Source organism: Thermoclostridium caenicola (assembly GCF_900142095.1).
Taxonomy (GTDB): Bacteria; Bacillota; Clostridia; order DSM-8532; family DSM-8532; genus Thermoclostridium_A; species Thermoclostridium_A caenicola.
In genome coordinates this window covers 23,413-40,832 of sequence record NZ_FQZP01000018.1, presented here as the reverse complement: position 1 = coordinate 40,832, position 17,420 = coordinate 23,413, and the positions used below count along the sequence as shown (strand labels likewise).

Below are 17,420 nucleotides of genomic sequence, written 5' to 3'. Positions count from 1 at the left end.
GCTAGTCTGCAAGAGGACGGCGGTTGTTTAATCAGCTATCATCCCTGACATTTTCATAGAACAGTTAACCTGACATTTTCACAGACGCTTGACACCGTATTTTCAATCTTTTTTGACAGATTCTCTCGGCCGACTGCCGACGGATTCATAGTTTATCATGCCGGTTTCCCTTTGTCAAAGGCCTTTTCCTGGAAGGACTGCCTGCCGGTTCCTACCAGAAGGATACACACGGGCGATGGTTCAGGCATCGCCCCCCTGGGCGCCTTCCTGCTTGATAACAATGTAGTCCACCCCGCCGATTCTTTTTTCGACATACTCAATCTCCAGGCTTTCCATCCGGAATTCTTCCCTGACAGCCTCTTCCGCCAGGGCGCCATAGGATATCACGGTTTCCAGGTCGGTTACGCTGGTGATGATATTTTTCTGAATCACCTGGGCGATTTCATTGATCCTGGCCAGGTTGGCAAGGGTCACTTTCTGCCTGATGAACGCCTCCACAAAGGCAATCTGGTTCTTTTTCCTGTATAAATCCCCGTAGCTGTGCCATACGCCATGCTCATCCCATCCCTGCCTGAACCGCAGGAAGCCTTCGGCCTGCCTGCCGTTCAACGTCTGCGGGCCCGGTTCTATATAGATATCCAGGTTCTGAAGCGGATCCTGGTAGTTCATCAGGATAGGAACGTTGATGTATACGCCGCCGAAATAGTCTACGATATTCCTGACGCCCTGAACCTTCACATAGGCATAATCATCAATGTGAATAGAGAATATCTCCTCGATGAGATCGCACAGAAAATCGATATACGGTCTCTGGAACCTGCCCACATTCTTCTTGTATTCGATGGCGTTGCCGATGGACGGCGCCGCGTTAATCTTGTTGATTCCCTTTTCGTTCAGAAAGGACGGCTTCTTGGCCTTCAGCTCATTGAGCACATAATCACTGTAATCGATATGGATATCCCGTGGCAGGTTCAGCAGTTTAACAGCCTTGGCATCCTTGTCAATGCTCATGATCAGGATGGTATCGAAATTCCACCCCACCACATCGGATGCGGTGATCAGAACATTGACACTGTTGGGAGAAATCAATGGCTTGTAATACTTCTGATTGTTGGTCAGTTTCAGCTCGGGGGGCTTTTCGGTTTCCTCCGGAGGTTCTGTTTCCTCGGTCGGTTCAGGTGAATACGCCGAGGGGTTATCATCCGGAAAATAGGGCTCCTGATTGGCATTACCCACCGAAAGGCTCTGGAAAAACAACATGCTTGAAAAGACAACAAAAATAGAAGCAAACAAGCTAATCAGGATCCTTGCCCTTTTGCTTCTGTACACCGTTACACCCCCTTCAGCATGCCATTCTGCGCAAACCTTTAAAATTGCCAAATTATATCATAGCACTTTTGTTGTCCTTATGAAATCCTCATAACGATATTTTAATCAAGTTGAAACAAAATATAATGGACATATCTTGCCGCCCGAATCGGCAAAATGCCGCCGCAAACGTCATTTGCGCCGTTTTGCTGACACAGGAAAGCTTTGCACATCAAAAACCGGATGACACTGAAAGAGGAGGCGCGCATGCGGCAAACACCATCCGTCTATCAGGCATTTGCTTCCGCCGGCGGCCTCCCCTGAATCAGGTCAGGTTATCTCTTTTTCAGAGTTTCCAGACGCTCAATTACCTTCCGGTACATGTCGCGGTACTTGGCTTCCTTTTCCCTCTCGGCATCCACGACAGCCTTGGGCGCTTTTGCGACGAAGCCCTCATTGCTCAGCTTCTTTTCAACCCGATCCAGCTCCATCTCCAGGTTGGCTTTTTCCTTTTCAAGCCGCTCAATTTCCTTTTCGATGTCGATCAGCTCTTCCAGTGGCAGGTAGATCTCCATGCCTTCCACCACGACGGCCACCGCGTCGTCGGCAATACCTGCCTTGTCCTGTCTGACCACCGCGTCGGAAAGGGAGGCAAGTCGCTTAAAGGTATGGGCTTCCCTTTCCACAGCTGCAGCCAGTGCGGGATCGGACGTCACAAAGATGGCTTTCGCCTTCCGGGTAACCGGCACGTTCATCTCAAGCCGCACATTGCGGATGCCGCGGACGGCATCCATGATCACGCGCATGATACGCTCTTCCTCGGGATACAGTACACCTTCCCGGTATTCGGGCCATTTGGAGATCATGATGCTCTCATCGGATGTGATGAGATGCTCATAGATGGCCTCGGTGATGAACGGCATGAAGGGGTGGAGGAGCTTCATGGCGTTTTTCAGGACCTCATTGAGCACATAAAGGGCTTCCAGCCGGCCGGGAGCCTCCTGATCATACAGACGGGGCTTCACCAGCTCGATATACCAGTCGCAGAATTCATCCCAAATGAAATCATAGATCTTCTGCAACGCGATACCCAGCTCAAAGCGTTCCAGGTTCTCGGTAACTTCCCGGGCCACCGTGTTGATGCGGCTCAGGATCCACTTGTCGGCGGTGGTGAACTTGCCCGGATCCACCTTGGAGAAATCCGCATTCTCGTCAAAATTGAGCATGACAAAACGGAAGGCATTCCAGATCTTGTTTGCGAAATTGCGGCTGGCCTCCAGCTTTTCTTCTGAGAAACGCAGGTCATTTCCGGGCGACGTACCAATGGTCAGGGCATACCTGAGGGCATCGGTACCGTATTTCTCAATGACTTCCAGAGGATCAATGCCGTTTCCAAGGGACTTGGACATCTTCCGGCCCTGGGCATCCCGAACCAGTCCGTGGATCAGGACGTACCTGAAGGGTTCCTTCCCCATCTGCTCCAGCCCGGAGAAGATCATTCGGGCTACCCAGAAGAAGATGATATCATATGCGGTTACCAGCACATTGGTCGGATAGAAATACTCCAGTTCCGGGGTCTTTTCCGGCCATCCCAGGGTCGAGAACGGCCACAGGGCCGAGCTGAACCAGGTATCCAGCACGTCCTCATCCTGATGCAGGCGCGCGGAACCACATTTCGGGCATTTTTCCGGCGCCTGGCGGGCTACGGTGATGTGATCGCAGTCATCGCAGTAATAGGCCGGGATCCTGTGTCCCCACCAAAGCTGTCTTGAAATACACCAATCCTGGATATTCTCCATCCAGTTGAAATAGATCTTGGAGAAACGTTCGGGCACAAACTTGATGGTCCCGTTTTTAACCGCCTCGATGGCCGGCTCTGCAAGGGGCTTCATCTTCACGAACCACTGGCGGCTCACCCTGGGCTCGATGACGGTGTTGCAGCGGTAGCAGGAGCCCACGTTATGCTGGTGGGGCTTGACTTTGACCAAAAGTCCGAGCGCTTCAAGGTCCTTCACCACCTGCTTTCTGGCCTCATAGCGGTCCAGACCGGCATATTTTCCGCCGTTTTCATTGATGGTGGCGTCAGGGTTCATGACATTGATCATTTCCAGGCCATGCCTGAGGCCGATCTCAAAGTCATTGGGATCATGGGCAGGCGTAATCTTGACCACACCCGTTCCGAAATCCCGTTCCACGTATTCATCGGCGATAATGGGTATCTCGCGGTTCACCAGGGGGAGCATGACGGTTTTCCCAATCAGGTGCCTGTAACGTTCATCCTCGGGATGGACGGCAACCGCCGTATCTCCCAGCATGGTCTCGGGACGGGTTGTAGCTACCTCTACATATTCATCCGTTCCCACGACAGGGTACCTGATATGCCAGAAGCTGCCTTCCTTTTCCTCATACTCCACTTCGGCATCCGACAGGGAGGTGCCGCAGCAGGGGCACCAGTTGATGATTTTTTCGCCCCTGTAGATGAGGCCTTTCTCATAGAGCCGTACAAAGACCTCAAGTACAGCCTTGGACAAGCCCTCATCCATGGTAAAGCGCTCGCGCTTCCAGTCGCAGGAGCTGCCCAGCTTCTTGAGCTGCTCCACGATGCGTCCTCCGTATTGTTCCTTCCACTTCCAGGCCCTTTTCAGGAATTCCTCGCGTCCCACCATTTCCTTGGTCAGGCCTTCCTCGGCCATCTTTTCAACAATTTTTACCTCGGTGGCGATGCTGGCATGATCGGTTCCGGGAAGCCACATGGCATTATACCCCTGCATCCTCCTGGACCGGATGAGGATGTCCTGAAGGGTGTTATTCAGGGCATGCCCCATGTGGAGCTGGCCTGTAATGTTCGGTGGGGGTATCACAATGCAGAAGGGTTCCTTGTCAGGATCAACCTCCGCGTGGAAGTAATCCTTCTCCATCCATCTCTGATAGATCTTTTCCTCTACTTTTGCCGGATCGTAGGTCTTTTCAATTTCATTCACCCGCATATTCCCAATCCTTTCCTGTTATAATGCACAGTTGATGTCTATATAGAAGAACATTATGGGCACCATCAATGAAGAAAAAATCACCTGAAGGCAATAAGAACAAGCACAACCCCAGGCAGGAGCGTGAACAATCCCACCAGCTTAACTATTGAGCACGCCTTCATCCGTTTGTATTCTTCCAAGGCTTCTCCGGTTAACTCACCGGCCTCCTTCACCGTAACGCGCTGTTCCAGCGCCAGGCGCCTGACGATATATTTTGCGCTATAGTTGATGGCAGCTCCTGCCATCATGAGCAGGATACCTGCTATTTTCAATGCGATCATGGTTCCTCCGTCATGTCAAGACCACCGGGCTAAACAGGCATGCAGATGTTTGCAGTATGCCTTTCCCTGTCCGTCAATGGGATCCCACGGCCTGGCCGGCCGCAATCATAAAAAAACTTCCATCCATTCTTTGGACGGAAGGTTTTCCGCGGTACCACCAAAGTTCCCGTCAGCGTCGAAAGACACATGAACGCAACGGGCTCTTTAATGGGAATCTAACGGTTCCCACCCGGTGCGGCCTACTTTGGCTTACTCCATATCGGATGCTGCCGGTTCGACCGCCAGGCTCGGAAGCGACCTTCGGCAACACATTCCCGGAAGCGCTTGCAGCCAGGGCGCTTCCTCTCTGCAGGGCGTTATTGCCTACTCCTCTTCTTCATCGCCCAATATCGGTTTTAATAATGAATATAAACATAAACACAAAGTCTGTCAAGGCTTGCATTATCCTTTCAGCTTGGACCCGCAGAAGTTGCAGGTATCAATCTTTCCCACGACCACTGCCTTTTGCGCGCCGCAGCTTTTGCAATACACGATTGTATATTCCGGTTCGGGTTCATGCTCCCGAACGCCTGCCCGAACGTTCTCCTGCTCCTTCCTGTTGCTGTCAGGAAACACAACCGCACGGTGTGCTTCGCTTATGTACGCATTTTTCAGCAAACTCCGGTTGATCAGCCTGTTCAGGTAGCGGTAGACCTTTTCGTATGACAGGTTGAGAATCTGGCTGATCTCGTCGATACTGGTTATGCCGTCATTGACAACGATGCTGATCAGTTTTTTGTACAGGATGGCCTTCCTGTTGGCGATACTGGCGGCTATCAGCAGCCCGGCACAACCGGAAAGCAGGATGATAAACCCCGGAATCGCATCATACACGTACTTATCGTCTGTGATCAACATAAGAAGGATGAGGAAACTCATCAGTCCCAGGAGCGCCCAGGCAACCGCCTTCAAAGTCGCCGATGCCACCAGGGTGGCCTTAAGATCTGAACGCATCTTCAGCCACAGCAGCAGAAGTCCCACCGGCCAAAAAGCAATTAAGCAAACCAGAATCACTACCCATTGAATCCAGTAAATGCCCGATTGAATAACCGTTGTTTTCAACCTCCGCACCTCCTGTATGTGTCGTACCTGAAAGATATTCCGACACTGCTTTGCTGCCACTGGCCGGTTTCTTCCCTGACCCATCGGCTGTCGCTGTCCAGATCGGGAAGGTGGGTGTCGGCTTCAAATGCAGCATCTATTCGTGTGATAAGGGCCAGGGCGCAATAATCCAGAAGCAGCCGGTAAACCGATTCCCCACCGCATACATAAACCTTTCCGGGATATCCGGAAATGGCGGACATGAGCTCTTCCAGATCATGCACCACTACCGCACCCGGGCACTGGTATTGCCTGTCCCGCGTCAGCACAACGTTCACCCTGTCCGGAAGGGGTTTGGCATCCTTGAAGGATTCCATCGTCTTTCTGCCTACCACGATCAGATTGCCCCTGGTCAGCTGGGCAAAGCGCTTCAAATCCTCGGGTATTCTTTTGAGAAGCCTGTTCTCATACCCGATTCCCCAGTTCCTGTCGGCTGAGGCGATGAGAATAAGATCCTTTCTGAACTGTGAACGCATCGGCATCCTCCCATCATACCGCAACAGGTATGTTCTTGATTTGCGGTCCGGCCACATAACCTTCCAGCCTGAAGTCGCTGACCCGGAAAGCATAGAAGTCCCTGATATCAGGATTCATAACAAATTTGGGCGCCGGATAGGGCTCTCTGCTGATGAGTTCCTTCACCAGGGGGATATGCCTGTCATAGATGTGGGCGTCGGCGATGACATGGACCAGTTCGCCCGCTTCCAGTCCGCTGACCTGGGCAAACATGTGCACAAGCACCGCGTACTGCACCACATTCCAGTTGTTGGCCACCAGCACATCCTGGGAACGCTGATGGAGGATGGCGTTGAGTTTTTTGCCTGTCACGTTGAAGGTCATGCTGTAGGCACAGGGATAAAGATTCATTTCCATCAGGTCGGCATGGTTGTACATATTCGTAATTATGCGCCTGCTGTAAGGGTTATGCTTCAGATCATAAAGCACCCTGTCCACCTGGTCAAACTCGCCTTCCTTATAGCGATGCTTAATGCCCAGCTGATAACCATAAGCCTTTCCTATGGAGCCGTTTTCATCCGCCCAGGCATCCCAGATGTGGCTGTTCAGATCCTTGATGTTGTTGGACTTTTTCTGCCAGATCCAGAGGATTTCGTCTATGGCTTTCTCAAAATTCGTCGGTCTTAAGGTCAGGATGGGAAACTCGGCCGAGAGATCGTACCGGTTGACCACGCCGAACTTTTTGATGGTATGGGCCGGCGTGCCGTCCGGCCATTTTGGCCGCACCTCAGCCCCTTCATCAGAGAACCCGTTTTCCAGGATATCTTTGCACATTTCTATGAAGATCAGATCCGCCCGACTCATACTCAGCAACCGCCCTTCCGTTATTGACTATCAAGACTTAATGATTGATTATCTATACTTTACCCTATTCTGCCCGTAGCGGCAAGATTGCCACGCCCCGCTTACGCGTGGATCACAATGACATTTGGTGCAGGAAGGGATCCCATAAAGGTTGGCGCATTGTGATAAGGCGCCAAAACAGCCTGTGAGAATGGGAAAAGGACAGCCGTGCAGCACAGCAGCCGGCCTTTACGGGCTTCCGTACATCAACCGTTGACAGGGCTGCCAAGATTGAATAGGATGGGATGGAAGATGACAGCATTCCCCTGGAAGGAGCGAAAAGGTACGGATGAAGATAAATTCGGAATTCAAAATCCTCGGTTTCGACAGCCCATACGAAGATGCCGACATCGTTGTGTTCGGCGCACCCTTTGACGGCACGGTATCCTTCCGGCCGGGTTCGCGCTTCGGCCCGTCGGCCATCCGCAACGAATCCTATGGCATTGAAACATACAGTCCCTATCAGGACAAGGATATGACCGATCTCAAGGGCCACGATCTGGGTGATCTGGATCTCCCCTTCGGGGATACCCAGCAAGTCCTCAGGGATATTGGGGACTGTGCCAGGCGCATTGTGCGCGATCAGAAAAAATTCATTATGCTGGGCGGCGAGCATCTGGTCACCCTGCCTGCCGTGGAAGCCGTTCTGGAAGCCTTTCCCGACCTGTGTATCATCCACCTGGACGCCCATACGGATCTGAGGGATGATTACCTTGGCGTTAAGTTATCCCATGCGACAGTCATCAGAAGAGTATGGGAAAAGGTCGGCGACAACAGGATCTGGCAGTATGGCATCCGTTCAGGCGAGCGCGAGGAGTTCCAGTGGGCCAGGCAACACACCTTCCTGACGCCATTTGTCCTGGACGGTGTTGAAAAGGCCATCCAGGAAATCGGGCGCAGGCCGGTTTACCTGACAATTGACCTGGATGTTCTGGATCCCTCGGCCTTTCCCGGCACCGGCACACCGGAGCATGGCGGCGTCACGTTCCGGGAACTTATGAACTTCCTGGTTAAACTCACCCCGCTGGATATCAAGGCTGCCGATCTGGTGGAACTGGCACCTCATTACGACCATAGCGGCATATCCACCGCGGCCGCATGCAAGCTGCTGAGAGAACTGGCCCTCATTCTTTGATCACCGTCCATACCGATATCCGGTCGGGTTGAACGGCGTCCACCCTGACCAGGATCCCGCCATGACTGAGGGTCTCGTACAGCCTGGCTCCTGCTGCCGTATAACGTTGTTTCACGCCCTCGTCGGGATGACCGTAGCGGTTTTTCCCCACGCTGATGACGGCTACAGCGGGGCTTGCCCGCATGATGAATTCGACGCCTGATGAATATTTTGAACCGTGGTGGGGAACCTTCAGCAAATCACAGTCCAGTTTCTGCTGGTCAAGGATCCGGTTTTCGGTGGAGGTTCCGATATCCCCTGTGAAAACGGCGCTGAACCCGGCATAATCCAGCCTTGTCACCAGTGAAAGCTCATTGGCGTTGGTGGAACTCCCTGCAGGCATGCGCGCTTTGTCCTCAAGGGGATAGAGCACCGTCAGCATGAGATCCTTTTCCGAGTATATGATATCATCCTGGTTGGCCCGCTCCACCGGGATACCCCTGTTGCGGGCATGATCGATCAGTTCGTTCATTTCGGTGTCATCCGCATCGGCAACCACCAGCCTTTTTACCCGCATCATATCCATAACGCTCTTGAGGCCGTTGATATGATCCGCATGGCCATGGGTTGCAATCATGACGTCAATTTGGGTTATCCCGAGATCATAAAGGACGGGAACCACGATCCTTTCCCCTGTATAGGAATCCTCGTCATCATAGATACTGCCTCCGCCGTCAATGAGGATGCACCTTCCTGCCGGGGTTGTGATGATACTGCAGTCCCCCTGCCCCACATCCGCAAAATAGATTTCAAGCTTACCGGAGGGAACCTGGTCCAGAAGGATCAGGCTCCCGTAGACGGCCAGCATGCAGGCAATCAGCCGGCCGGCCCCTTTTCTTCGCGATGCCTTGCGGCCTGCTCCATCATCATGGCCCGCATGGACCGGGCCCAGTCCTTTTTCGGCACCGGGCTCAATGCCTGCATACTGTCCCGGTACATCCATAGCCCCGGGACAGACAAGGCGCCCTCTCCCAATGGCAGCAGCCGCTTCCGCCCATCCCCTTTCAATGCCGTCCGCACCGGCCAGGCATACATCCGCCCTTACAGGATAAGCCTTCCGGGCCCGCTGTTCCAGCCAGGGCACCACATAGCGGATGGTCAGAAGAATCAGGTAATACCCTGCCGTCAGAAGAAAACCGGGCGTGGCCACTGCCAGTTCGGCCCAGGGCAGGGATGAAAGCGCATGGGTCACAGCCAGGATCACCTGGGACAAAACGGAAACCACCCAGCCCAGCACATGGCAGACAGGTCGGAATACATGCCAGAAAATAACCAGAACAGCAGCCAGCGCCGTCAGGAACCCCGTCATGGGCACCACCGCCAGGTTGGCAAGGAGGGAAACCGCCGAAAAGCTGTTGAAGTTCCCCGCGATGACAGGAAGCACACCCAGCTGGGCTGAAAAGGTTCCCGCCAGCGTATCCCGTATCATCTTGGGCAATTTCGCAGGAATTTTCTCAAAGACCGGTTTATAGAACACCACGAGGGATATGGCCGCACTGTAGGACAGAATAAACCCGGGGTCAAACAGCATATAGGTGTTGAAAAGCAGGATGACCAGTGCTGATGCCGATATGGAGCAAAAGAAATCGGTCTGCCGCCAGATGATCATCCCCAGAAGCATGATACCGGCCATGATGGCGGCGCGCATCACCGAGGCTTCCATACCGGTAGCAAAGACATAGAGCAGCATCACGGGAAACGCAATCACCGCCGCCCACCTGGGATTCAACCCAGCCCGTTTCAGCACCCAGATGAACGGCATCAGCAGGAAGGCCAGATTGGCTCCGGATACCGCCATGATATGGGACAGGCCGGCCCGCCTGAAAGCATCTTCCAGGCTTTCGGGCATTTCCTGGGTGTAACCGATGAGCATACCCGATACCAGGGAGGCCGCCTGTTCCGGCAAGCTCCCGTAGAGGGCATCCAGCACACTTCTGCGTATCGCATAGCCGGCGGTTTTGGGAAAGAAGCCCCTGCTGCCTTCCAGCACATTGATCTGCGAAGGATTGATGCTGCATACCGCCGTTATGCCTTTTGCCGCCAGGAAACGCCTGTAGTCAAATCCCCCGATATTGCGCTGTCCCGCAGGAATTTCCAGCGTTGCACCAATCCGGACAACCTTTCCGTACTGCAGCTCACTTAAGGGACTGTCGCTGTAAACAGTGACTTTAATCCTGCCGTTGCGTATTGGGGTGGACTTGTCCTCCTCCAGGATGGTATCCGCCGACAGGGTGAAAATCACCCGACCGTCGGAAAAGACGGGCTCATCATGGATGGCCCCTTCTATCATCACCTGGCGGCCATGCCACGGCAGGAATCTGCTGTTGACGGCCTGGATATTGAAATAATGCAATAAAAAACCTGACACCAACAGCGCAGGTGCCAGGAGAAGGAAGGGCGATCTTTCGGGCAGTATTCGGTATAAAAGCAATCCGGCAAGGCAAAGAAGACATACCGCACATAAACCCGGTATCAGAGAGGGCACCCAGTCAGCAATCAGTATGCCAATTATCAGGGCGATTGCCGATACAGCCAACGGTCTTTTCATGGCGGCTCTCCGCGGATTTCATATTGGCAGGCTTTCCCGCTGTCAAAAGCAGCGTCTCTCCAGGTATCTCTTCATGATGACTACGCCTTTGGTCCCAAAACCGCTGAGAATTCTTTCCAGGTCCAGGGAGCGCGAAAAGCCAAGGTTTTCCCAGAACTTAAGCCCACGATGGTTCTGTTCGGAAACCGAAACCACCACCGCTGTGGTATCCATGGATTCAAACCATTCCAGCAGTTTCCGGATGGTCCATGAGCCTATGCCCCTGTTCTGGAAGGCCGGATCAACGAGGAGGATATGTATCCATGCCACATTCTTTCCGTTCATGTTTTTCAGCTCATAGCATACAAAACCCGCGGCCTGTTCCTCTCCATGGATGATCATCATGGATGTCATGGGATAGGACAGCAGCTTTTCCCTGACCTCATCAAGCCGCTTGAATCCTGTGGCATAGCCCAGCTCGTCGGTCATGGCGTACCACTTTTCCAACTGTGCCATGTCCGGCGGGTTGATGCTCCTGAAGCTGATATCATGCAGACTGACTTCTTCCATACAAGACCTCGGCTTGTCACTGCTCGGTTCCGTGCCGGACCAGATACCAATCGGTCCAGCCATTGTAAACATTCTTCCAGAACGGCTCCTTTGCTCCCCTGATGTCCAGGCTGTAGAGCGCGGCTTCAGACTTACGGTACAGGGGGAGGATCACGGCCTCCTCACCTCCAAGGCCCAGGTTCCCGCATATCAGCTCAAGCGTCTCCTCCAGGCTGGAAAAATGCGGGATGCGGCTTCCCAGGACCATGATGTCGAACCTGCCATTGGCAACGGCTTTCATCTCCTCCTCTTCCGAGGATTTCTCAAGAACCACGTTAATACCTATATCATTGAGCGCGGCCTGGAGCCATTCGGCAACAGTCTCCCTGTCCAGATCGAGGCTGTTGTACCGGACGCTCAGGTTCAGGGGCGTTCTTGCACCATTGCGGAAGGTATACAGCACGTTTTTCCTCTCGTCATACACCATCCCCAGCTCTTCCAGAGCTGCCAATGCTTCCTCCCTGTCCGCACGTTTTTCCATATCTCCCCAGGCAACTTCTTCAATTGCCGATACGCCGAGTTCCAGCGGGTTCTGGGTCATATAACCGGCCAGGTACCTGAGCAGTATGGTCCGGAATGCCACGTTCTCCATTCTCCGGTTGTCTGCCCCCACATTGGAAAGGAGGATATATTCAAAGCGGTTCCCCACATATGGGCTATATAAAATATCGGAACGATTGGCATAATAATCCATATTGTTGCCGCTCACCGTGGCAATGTCGATGATGTTCTTCTGGAAAGAGGCCATCATTTCATGCTCACCGCCATGGATGATGAACTGAATGCGATCGATCCATACCGGGTGGCCAAGGCCATCCGGTGCTGAAACATACCACCAGTCGTCATGGCGGGAGAGGGATATCACATCATCCTGAATGGCATCAAAACGGTATGCCCCTGTACCTATCAGTTTCTGATCAGGATCATAACCGTCTATGGGCCAGTCTCTGAACACATGCTCGGGAAGGATGGGAAAGGTCATCTTCAGCTGCCAGCGGGGATCCTTTTTTCTGAAGATCATGCGCACCTGCAGCCTGTCGGTTACCATGACGCTGTCAATATTGGCCACATTGTCCATATAGGGACTTCTCGCTCCGGCATTGCGGATGGCTTCAATGGTAAAGGCGACGTCCTTTGCGGAAAACTCCGAGCCGTCATGGAAAGTGATTTTGTCCCGCAGCTTGATATCCAGGGTCACACCGTCATCACTCAGCTGCCAGGACTCGGCCAGCAGATTGACACAGCTGTCCTCCCCATCCGCAATAAACAGCGAGTCAAAAACGAACATGGAAAGGTTCCTGACATATGGGTTCAATGTATAAAGGGGATTCAGGGAATCCGGTGTGGTCATGAAGAGGCTGAGAATGCCGCCTTTGGCGGGCCCGGAATCCTGTGAAAGGACGGGCATCTCCTCCCGGCCGGTATAATATCCGGCATCCTCCTGGTTGGCGGCTTGCTGGCCGCAGCCCGACAATCCCGTAATGAAAAGAAGCAAAGCAAGGAAAATGGCCGTTTTCTTCATACCGAACTCCTTATCATCAGCAGAGCCGCCCCGGTTCCGGTCTTTCCACCACTCCCCCGATGGGAGAAAAAGACATCATGTTCACATTTGGTACAGAATGGGCAGCTGAAAATATGTTGTTCCAGAATGCCATGCCGCAGAAGGCTTCCCCGGATGACAGCCTCAAGATTCAGGGTCCACTTGCCCTTGTCGTTCTTTCCCGCAGATTCTTCCGACCATGGGAAAGTGTCAAAGAATTTCCGGGCAACATCATCTCCCACTTCAAAACAGCAGGCACGGATATGCGGCCCAAGGCTGACACGGATATCCTCCGGCCGGCTTTGATAGTGGTTTTTCATGGTTTTCACCGACTCGCCGGCTATGTCCAGCAGGGTACCCTTCCATCCGGAATGGGACAGGCATATGGCCTTTTTCACCGGATCATAAAAATACAGGGGCACGCAGTCGGCATAATAGGTTACCAGCATGATGCCCGGAATATCGGTCGTCAGCCCGTCCACCTCATCATAGGAACGCGGGCGTATCACGCCCATTCCCCTGTGGGTATCATCCACCCTGAACACGCGGCATCCGTGGACCTGCCGGGATAGGACCATATTCTCAAGGGAAACTCCCACCTCTTCGGACAGCAGGCGAAAATTCTCCATGACCCGCGCGGGATCATCCTCCCGGTAAAAGTTCAGGTTCAACGTCGCATAAGGGCCCTGACTGACACCGCCATAGCGGGTGGTGAACCCCTGAACCAGTTCCGGAAAATCCTTCATACCAGGGATATCGATGATTCTCGGTTTTTCAATGCGTATGCGCAGAAGCTGCGCATGGATTTCACTGTCTGGCATGTATCCTCCTGAAGCTGACCATACATTCTCCTATCATTTTATATGGATCTCATCATAAAAGCAGCAACATCTTTTTCCTGTCCTTTTGGCACGATACATGGCCGTATCCGCCATCCTGACAAGTTCTGCAGGCTGGGTTGAATCGTCGGGGGCAATGGCAATACCCATGCTGCAGCTGATGTTGGTAAGTGTCCTGCCGATAACCCTCACCTTCGACAGGCGGGAGAAAAGGCTGACATAAAACCCTTTCAGTTCATCCCTGCTTGTAAAGGGTTTGATAACAACAAACTCATCCCCGCTCTTTCTGAAGATGAGGCCTGAATCACCCAGGGCCTCCTTAATGTTACCTGCAAACTCCAGGATCAACTGATCCCCCGCGTCATGGCCATACCTGTCGTTGATGGGTTTCAGGTTGTCCATATCCATAAAGATGACGGCCACGCGGCGATCCGCATGTTTTTTGATATACTCCTGGACTGTCCTGTCAAAATCTCTGTAACTCAGGCAGCCTGTCAGGGGATCGGTATAAGCCTGGGCTTTCAGGTACTCCTGTTCCTTGCGCATTTTGAACAGGGACAACTGCAGATGGGCATAATTCTTTTTCTTGTCCACATCCTTGGATTCCAGCTGCGTACAGATGTCCACGTAATCCCTCAGCGACTGGAGTTCCATCCCGGTGTCTCCCATGAGACGGTATGTTTCGGCGCTAAGCCTGAGAATATCCTTCAGCAGCACATGGTATCCATAGGCCGAAGCCAATTCCCTGGCCTTGTTCAGATACTTGATGGCGCTGTCATACTGTTTTTGGGCGTGGAATATCCTGGCGAGATCATAGCAGCCCTCGGCATGGGAATGGAAACAGTGGTTGCGCCTGGTCAGTTCAAATCCGAGGTTGAAATAACGGAAAGCCCTCCGCAGCCTGTTCTTCCTGGCATATACCAGAGCCAGAAAGAAATAGACGTCACCTCTCTGTTCCCCGTCGTTTTCGCGCCAGGCGGCATTGCGGGCCAGGATGCTGTACTCATAGCACTTGTCAAAGTCCTCCATCTCCAGGTAGATGTTGGCTATGTTGCGCAGGTAAACCGCTACGGATTCACCTGACCCCAGCGATTTCTGATAAGCCTCAAGCAGATAGGAAAGGGCTGTCTGATAATCCTTCAGATAGGAAAAGACAGAAGCCACATTGTTCAGGATCTTGCACTCCAGGTCCTGAAACTGATGCTTTTGGGTGATATCCAGGGCATCTAGAAAACATTCCAGCGCCTTGGAGTGAACCAGCGTGTTGTCATAGGTCACACCCAGAGCGTTCACGGCCATGGCCTTTCTTCTGGAATCGCCCATGACATCGGCTGTCTTGTAGCATCTTTCAAAGATCTCAATGGATTCGGAGCCCAGATTGTAGAGATTGGAAACCCGCCCCAGGATAAAGAGGCTTTCGAACTGTCCTTCAAGATACTGGCATGATTCGGAAAGGCTCAATGCCTCAGAAGCCTTTTGGCGGGACAAGGAGGGATCGGTATTGATTTGCGCTCTGGCTTCCTCCAGGAGATGATTGATTTCCTGGACAGTCCTTTTCATAAGCAACACCAACAGACTGCAGAAAACTGATATTCGCTGATTTCCTGATCTTTCAAGATAACAGTCCAACTGCCGCTTATTCGGCTGAAATCATGGCTTTCAGCAATTCGGCGGCTTCCTCGATGTACTTGATCAGTGGTTCGTCCCGGGTGCCAACTATAAAAAGGCTGCAACGGTTAAACGGTATCAGTATCTTCTGGGCGGGGCTTTCGGCGATGGCCGCAGCCATTCTCGGGGTCAGTTCACCCAGCATGGCATTGGCAGCCAGAATCCCTACCGAGCCAAGGATATAATCAACCTTGGAGGCGTTTACCACAATAGCGTTCTCACCAGTTGCGCCCTCATCCGCCCCTGCCTTCAGCATCGCAGCAGTAGCCAGTGCATTGGTTCCAAGAGCAAGAATCCTGACCCCGGACCCCAGGGTTTCCCGGATCTTTTCAACCAGGGTCTTTCCCATTCCGCCCCCCTGACCGTCTACCACTGCTATGCGCATCATGATCCCCCAATCGACTAAAAATCATCACTATGGTATTATACCATTTTTTATATCAATATAAAAGCGGACTTCTTGCGACACAAATCCCGAATATGGGAGCACAAATGCAGAAACGGCTGCAGGGCGGATGCCGGATCAGCGCTGGTATAAAAAAGCCTGCCGCGTCATGGATACGGCAGGCAGGCTTTTATAACCTCCCGGTATTCAGGCTGAAGCTTTAAAAACCTGAAGCTTTTGGCATTCCCCGGTATCTGCCGGCTACGGCTTTGGCCTGCTGCAGCATGGATTCAATGAACACGCCGTAACCCCTCTCCGGATCGTTGATAAAGACATGGGTCACGGCTCCGATGAGACGTCCGTCCTGGAGGATCGGGCTTCCGGACATGCCCTGTACAATGCCGCCGGTGGCCTGCAGCAGCCTTTTGTCCGTTATCCGGATAACCATGTTTTTCGTGCTTCCCAGGTCCCACTTGGCAATCTTCTGAATCTCTATCTCAAACTCCTCCACAATATCATCACGGATGCAGGCCAGGATGGACGCTTTTCCCACATGGACCAGGCTATGGGAGCCGATGGAAATGGGCCGGCCCTTGGGATCATGGAAATCATCAGCCAACCGTCCGTAAACACCGAAATCACAGTTCAGTTCGATATCGCCAATGACCTGGTTCTTGCTGAGAAAATCACCCTCCAGTTCGCCCGGCGTACCTTTGATTCCTTTTTTGACGCCTTTGATGTTTGAACGCATCAGCTGGCCGGAGCCTACCTGAAGCAGGGAACCGGTGTCAATATCGCTGATTCCGTGTCCCAGAGCACCATAAACCTTGCTTTCAGGATCGATAAAAGTCAGGGTTCCAATGCCCGCAGAACTGTCCCTGACCCAGATACCAATGCGGTATTGCGTATCTTCAGCCGATTTGAACGGTTTCACCGACGTATGATACTTGACATTCCGGCGCACATAGGTGATGGGAATGGGTTTCCCATTGGAGTTTTCGATAACCGAGACCAGATCCTTGATGCTTTGAATATTCTTCCCGCCAGCACCGATAATGATGTCCCCAGCCAGCAGGCCGGCTTCCTCAGCCGGGGATACCTTTTCGCCGTTTTCCAGTACCACGCTGGAAACATTGATGATCATGACGCCGCTGGTTTTCAGCTTGATTCCCACGGGAAAGCCGCAAACGAGGACCTGCTGGCTGGGTATGGCCTTCACTTCAATGGTCTTAACAGGGATAAACCCCAGCATCTTCACTTCCATTTCCGCCCGGCCTTCGCCTGTGCATGTAAGTTTGTACGGCCTTTCGAAGGCATCAACGGCCTGATCATCCATATAGGTCAGTTTTAACAGGCTGCTGTCGGTAAAAGCCTGGAGAAACAGCGGGGAACGAATGGAAATGGTATAGTCCTCACCGGCAAGAAGGGTAATATGCCCGGGAAGGACAAAGAGCGTCACCACATAAGCGACCGCCACCATCAGAGATAAAATGAAAAAAGATAACAGGAACCATTTTCTTTTCAGCAAAAGGATCACGCTCCGTCTGTAATCTCTTTTCAT

General features: G+C 52.7%; 14 protein-coding genes and 1 other annotated feature. Of the genes, 1 reads left to right on the top strand and 13 read right to left on the bottom strand.

What is annotated here, in order from left to right; all coding sequences use genetic code 11:
• Positions 1 to 240 precede the first annotated feature (240 nt).
• The 6 genes from F3H12_RS06630 to thyA all read right to left on the bottom strand — a co-directional run bounded on the left by F3H12_RS06630 (position 241) and on the right by thyA (position 7,078).
• The gene (locus tag F3H12_RS06630; RefSeq protein ID WP_149678553.1) at positions 241 to 1,329 is read right to left on the bottom strand and encodes an LCP family protein; all 1,089 of its coding nucleotides are present in this window, start codon (positions 1,327 to 1,329) and stop codon (positions 241 to 243) included.
• A 314-nt stretch (positions 1,330 to 1,643) separates the two neighbouring features.
• Complete coding sequence (locus F3H12_RS06625) at positions 1,644 to 4,295, bottom strand: valine--tRNA ligase (protein ID WP_188118416.1); 2,652 nt, start codon at positions 4,293 to 4,295, stop codon at positions 1,644 to 1,646.
• An 80-nt stretch (positions 4,296 to 4,375) separates the two neighbouring features.
• Positions 4,376 to 4,618, bottom strand: coding sequence for a hypothetical protein (locus F3H12_RS06620; protein WP_149678552.1), 243 nt, complete (start codon positions 4,616 to 4,618; stop codon positions 4,376 to 4,378).
• 127 nt (positions 4,619 to 4,745) lie between these two features.
• Positions 4,746 to 5,007: a binding site (T-box leader), on the bottom strand.
• Positions 5,008 to 5,059: 52 nt separating this feature from the next.
• Positions 5,060 to 5,719 carry a hypothetical protein gene (locus tag F3H12_RS06615; RefSeq protein WP_149678551.1) on the bottom strand — a complete coding sequence of 220 codons (660 nt, stop codon included), beginning with the start codon at positions 5,717 to 5,719 and terminating at the stop codon, positions 5,060 to 5,062.
• Positions 5,716 to 6,234, bottom strand: a complete 519-nt coding sequence (locus tag F3H12_RS06610; protein ID WP_149678550.1) for a dihydrofolate reductase — start codon at positions 6,232 to 6,234, stop codon at positions 5,716 to 5,718. Before F3H12_RS06610 ends, F3H12_RS06615 begins: the two co-directional genes overlap by 4 nt.
• A gap of 13 nt (positions 6,235 to 6,247) precedes the next feature.
• On the bottom strand, positions 6,248 to 7,078 hold the full coding sequence (gene thyA / locus F3H12_RS06605; protein ID WP_149678549.1) for a thymidylate synthase: 831 nt from the start codon (positions 7,076 to 7,078) through the stop codon (positions 6,248 to 6,250).
• Between the two features lie 328 nt (positions 7,079 to 7,406).
• Between thyA and speB the strand changes: the two genes are divergently transcribed.
• Complete coding sequence (gene speB, locus F3H12_RS06600; protein ID WP_149678548.1) at positions 7,407 to 8,252, top strand: agmatinase; 846 nt, start codon at positions 7,407 to 7,409, stop codon at positions 8,250 to 8,252.
• On the opposite strand, the gene F3H12_RS06595 is transcribed toward speB, so the two are convergent.
• The 7 genes from F3H12_RS06595 to spoIVB all read right to left on the bottom strand — a co-directional run bounded on the left by F3H12_RS06595 (position 8,242) and on the right by spoIVB (position 17,420).
• Complete coding sequence (locus F3H12_RS06595; protein WP_149678547.1) at positions 8,242 to 10,839, bottom strand: ComEC/Rec2 family competence protein; 2,598 nt, start codon at positions 10,837 to 10,839, stop codon at positions 8,242 to 8,244. The genes speB and F3H12_RS06595 overlap by 11 nt on opposite strands.
• Before the next feature lie 42 nt (positions 10,840 to 10,881).
• Positions 10,882 to 11,388 (bottom strand): GNAT family N-acetyltransferase, encoded by a 507-nt coding sequence (locus tag F3H12_RS06590; RefSeq protein WP_188118415.1) that lies wholly within the window; start codon positions 11,386 to 11,388, stop codon positions 10,882 to 10,884.
• 16 nt (positions 11,389 to 11,404) lie between these two features.
• The gene (locus F3H12_RS06585) at positions 11,405 to 12,949 is read right to left on the bottom strand and encodes an ABC transporter substrate-binding protein (RefSeq protein ID WP_149678545.1); all 1,545 of its coding nucleotides are present in this window, start codon (positions 12,947 to 12,949) and stop codon (positions 11,405 to 11,407) included.
• A complete protein-coding gene (pgeF, locus tag F3H12_RS06580) occupies positions 12,946 to 13,788 on the bottom strand; it encodes a peptidoglycan editing factor PgeF (protein ID WP_149678544.1) in 843 nt (280 codons plus the stop codon). The genes F3H12_RS06585 and pgeF overlap by 4 nt, the downstream gene beginning before the upstream one ends.
• Positions 13,789 to 13,821: 33 nt before the next feature.
• The gene (locus F3H12_RS06575; RefSeq protein ID WP_149678543.1) at positions 13,822 to 15,366 is read right to left on the bottom strand and encodes a GGDEF domain-containing protein; all 1,545 of its coding nucleotides are present in this window, start codon (positions 15,364 to 15,366) and stop codon (positions 13,822 to 13,824) included.
• A 76-nt stretch (positions 15,367 to 15,442) separates the two neighbouring features.
• Positions 15,443 to 15,859: a DUF3842 family protein gene (locus tag F3H12_RS06570; protein WP_149678556.1), complete on the bottom strand. Its 417-nt coding sequence runs from the start codon at positions 15,857 to 15,859 to the stop codon at positions 15,443 to 15,445.
• A 220-nt stretch (positions 15,860 to 16,079) separates the two neighbouring features.
• Positions 16,080 to 17,420, bottom strand: coding sequence for a SpoIVB peptidase (spoIVB, locus tag F3H12_RS06565; protein ID WP_149678542.1), 1,341 nt, complete (start codon positions 17,418 to 17,420; stop codon positions 16,080 to 16,082).